4 protein-coding genes and 1 pseudogene are annotated in these 3,282 nt (G+C 57.6%); all 5 read right to left on the reverse strand.

Annotated features, from left to right (window positions below; translation table 11 throughout):
• Nucleotides 1-64: 64 nt before the first annotated feature.
• Nucleotides 65-598 carry an HAD family hydrolase gene (locus VEB01_RS15785; protein WP_324877084.1) on the reverse strand — a complete coding sequence of 178 codons (534 nt, stop codon included), beginning with the start codon at nucleotides 596-598 and terminating at the stop codon, nucleotides 65-67.
• A gap of 91 nt (nucleotides 599-689) precedes the next feature.
• Nucleotides 690-811 (reverse strand): annotated as a pseudogene (locus VEB01_RS23135) (IS3 family transposase); the annotation flags it as partial.
• 207 nt (nucleotides 812-1,018) lie between these two features.
• Complete coding sequence (locus VEB01_RS15790; RefSeq protein WP_324877085.1) at nucleotides 1,019-1,687, reverse strand: BPSL1445 family SYLF domain-containing lipoprotein; 669 nt, start codon at nucleotides 1,685-1,687, stop codon at nucleotides 1,019-1,021.
• Between the two features lie 294 nt (nucleotides 1,688-1,981).
• The gene (locus VEB01_RS15795) at nucleotides 1,982-2,362 is read right to left on the reverse strand and encodes an AAA family ATPase (protein WP_324877087.1); all 381 of its coding nucleotides are present in this window, start codon (nucleotides 2,360-2,362) and stop codon (nucleotides 1,982-1,984) included.
• Nucleotides 2,341-2,724 (reverse strand): helix-hairpin-helix domain-containing protein, encoded by a 384-nt coding sequence (locus tag VEB01_RS15800; RefSeq protein ID WP_324877089.1) that lies wholly within the window; start codon nucleotides 2,722-2,724, stop codon nucleotides 2,341-2,343. Before VEB01_RS15800 ends, VEB01_RS15795 begins: the two co-directional genes overlap by 22 nt.
• Between the last annotated feature and the right edge of the window lie 558 nt (nucleotides 2,725-3,282).

The following is a 3,282-nucleotide window of genomic DNA, read 5'->3' on the forward strand; positions in this document are numbered from 1 at the left end:
CATTGTGGAGCCAGGTCCCGACCCCTGGTTGGGTCGGGACCGGTCGAACGCAGGAAGGTCGCGATTAAAGCGACGTTTGCGATTGGGACGGCCGGGGCGCCGAAGGCAATACCCGTCGCCACAATTTGCTCCTTTTGGAGATTGGGATGTCCCAAAAGGTTTCGTAAAAAATGGCGATGCAATCGACAGCGCCCTTGTTGAGGATGATTTGCAGATCCAGTTTGAATTCACGGATTGCCTGCTCCACTTTCGTCTCGTACGGGCTCTGTGTGGCAAGGATCACCCGCCCCACGGCCAACGGATGAACGCCACGGCTTCGCAAGGCCGAGACGAACTGTTTCGGGGGCGGTTCAGCCAACAGGGTGATTTCGCGTGTTCGGGACTCGTAAATGAGCGCGCCGTTTTCCGCAACCACGTAATCGAAGTGATCGAGACCTCCGGAAACTAAGCCAAGATCCTCGAGTTGACGCCCGGTCACCACGATCACGCGCCGACCGGAGGCACGCAGGTGCTCAAGCGCCGCCACGATTGAATCGGCCATGCGCCCCTCTAGAGCCAGTGTCTGATCGTAATCCGTGACCAAAGCCAGGTAGCGCATGGTTTACCGCAAATGCGAACACGTTCTTGACGATGGGAGAGTTGGGCAAAGCCCTGAGCGACAGATCGCCCGGTCGGGTCCAGTGCCGCTAACGGTTGTAGAAGATCTCGATCCATTCCGTGATCTCTGCGATGGGCTGTAGCGGGATGGCAATTCGCCGACGATGAACTGGCTCGTTCTTCAACGTGCCCTGAAGCTCTTCGTAGGCGCGTTGTATTGATGTTCACTTCGGTCTGACCCGGTAAGAATGAATATCTATAGCTTTGCAGCTATTCCGCGGGTTCGTGGGAGGCCAACCGCCGGTAAAATCCTGATCCATCAGCTCTTTTTTCACCCCCGAAGGCCGTCATCAGGTTCTCCAGGAGTCCGGTCAAGTCAGCCGCCATAATGTGGTAATCGGCATCAAAACACTGTGTGGCATTAGCAACTGATGCGGTTATCCCAGGTCAGGGCGGGCGGGGACACCAGCATGCCGGTCTCGATGTGATTGCGGGTTTTCTCAACACGCCTCGGAACCTGACGTTGAAGTTTAGTAATCTTGGAGCCCTCCAGGGACACGCCGGCCATTAGGCCGGTCTGGTCAACGACGAAGGCCAGGATCGGCTCGTTGAGGGTGGTCGTGTTGATGGAACCTTCCGCACCTACGGTCACCAGCGCCACCGTACCATCGACGCCCGCCGTCCACCCGGAGCTGTTCCGAAAATCCTGCAAGACCTGGTCGTTCATGAACAGTAGGATGATGTCCTTCTTTTGAGCCCCGAACTGAAGCCCGAAGGATGCGGCTGCAATGTTGTAATAATCGACGTTCACGCCACCGATACGTAACGCCCCCTTCCCATATTCCGCCCCGCCCCAGAAGGCGGCTTGAAGGACTCCCGGAAAGACAAGCATGCCGCTGGCAGATCGAAGAAGACTGTCAGCCCCCTTCACGTCCTTTTTGAGTCGAGCAAGGGCAGCATCAACCTTGGCGTCGATCACTCGGGCATCTTCCCGAGAGGGGGCGCTGGTGCAGCCCAGACCCAGAATCACGAACAGCAGAATCATCGTGTGAAACTCATTCCTGAATAGGGTAAGTTGGCTTGCTTCCATGAGTCATTCTCCCGATTCGCCTTTAAGTGGGCTTGTGCGACTGATATGGCTTGGTCAGGGCGCGGACACGGCGTTGATCGCGAGGTGATATCCGGGCTGTTCCGGATAGGAGCCAAAGCACCGGTTCAGCAGCGATCTGGCGATCTTAAACTGAAGTCACCGCATAACTCGGCGTCCTTACTACACCTTAGACTGGGCGGCAGCCGGATTTCTTTTTCGCTGATCAGCAAATACGGAACAATCTGCTCGGCCAACGCGGGTTGGCCTTTGAGCGTAGACCTCATCTATCTCAGTCTAGCGCCACGGCCCCCCAAGAGTCTGGGCGCCGAGTTGCTGCCAAATTCCGAGCCCGGTCGGAATTCCCGCCGCACTGAACATGTCCGCCGCGAACGGCGCCGTCAGTCTCCATCTTGGCGTTTGAGGCCCGGGCGGAGGATAGCCCTCGAAAGGGACGAGCGGCTCGGCATTGACGGTGTTTGCGGCGGTGGTTGGTTGGACGTTGAACGTTTGGCGTATCTCAGCCAAGCGCATTGGATGGCAGCAATTGGCGAGGATACGTGAATTCCTGGAGAAGGGGTTGACGCCCGCAGAATCCGGAACCGCCTTGAGGAGTTGGTTCATCAGGACCACGTCCATCATCGAAGTTTCGTCGATTACCAGCAGGTCCGTTTCCAACGGATTTTCGTCGTTACGCTTGAACCTGAATTCTTTCGGATCGAATTCCAGGAGCCGATGCCCCAGATGTCCAGCGCCAGCCCGTAGGGATTCTCGGTGACCTTGAGAATGGCTTCATCGCCGTAGGTCTTGTAGATACGGACGGCGCGGGACGTGCCGACCCCGTGAAATTGCAGGAACACCATGATGTCCCGGATGGCCTTCTGTTCGGCCCAGGACTCAACCACCCGCCTCCGGCGCGTGGGGCCGATGCCCTCGAGCGTTTCCAGGCGCTCAGGGTTCTGCTCGATCACCTCGAACACCGCTTCGCCGAAAGCCTTGATCAGTTTTTTGGCGAAGTGCGGACCGATCCCCTTGACCAACCCGGAACCGAGATACTTCTCGATATGCCTTCTAAAGTGGTGGGCGGAACGACTTTGAGGTGATGAGCCTTGAACTGCAGCCCGTGGGTCACGTCATTGACCTACCGTCCTAAGCCCTCGATGAACTCGCCCGGCGAGACAGAAGCGGCCGAGCCGGTCACGGCGACCAGATCGCGCTGCTCGTTGACCTTAACCCGCAGCACGCAGAAGCAGACGCTTCACTGTGGAAGGTCACGCGCTCGACAGTGCCGGACAGCCGTTCCTGGAAAGGGGATTCGGTCCCCTGATAGGCCGTGAACGTTATCATGACTACTTGGACAAGCCAGCGGTCTCCGATTTTTAGCAGGTTAACGTTGCGATTTTACCAAGTTCTCCGCGAAAGGCCCCGGCCCTCCAGGGCGGGGATGGAAAGTGGGGTAGAGTAATGGTCAAATTTTGTGTACGGGGCGGACTCAGGCGGCGATTTTCTCGGCGTCTTCCCGAACTCCGTCCTTGAACACGACTCCCTCGATAACCTGAGCCAAGCGGGGAATGCCATTGAGTTTTCGCCAGTGCCGC

Origin of the sequence: Methylocaldum sp. (genome assembly GCF_035627495.1) — a bacterium.
Taxonomy (GTDB): Bacteria; Pseudomonadota; Gammaproteobacteria; order Methylococcales; family Methylococcaceae; genus Methylocaldum.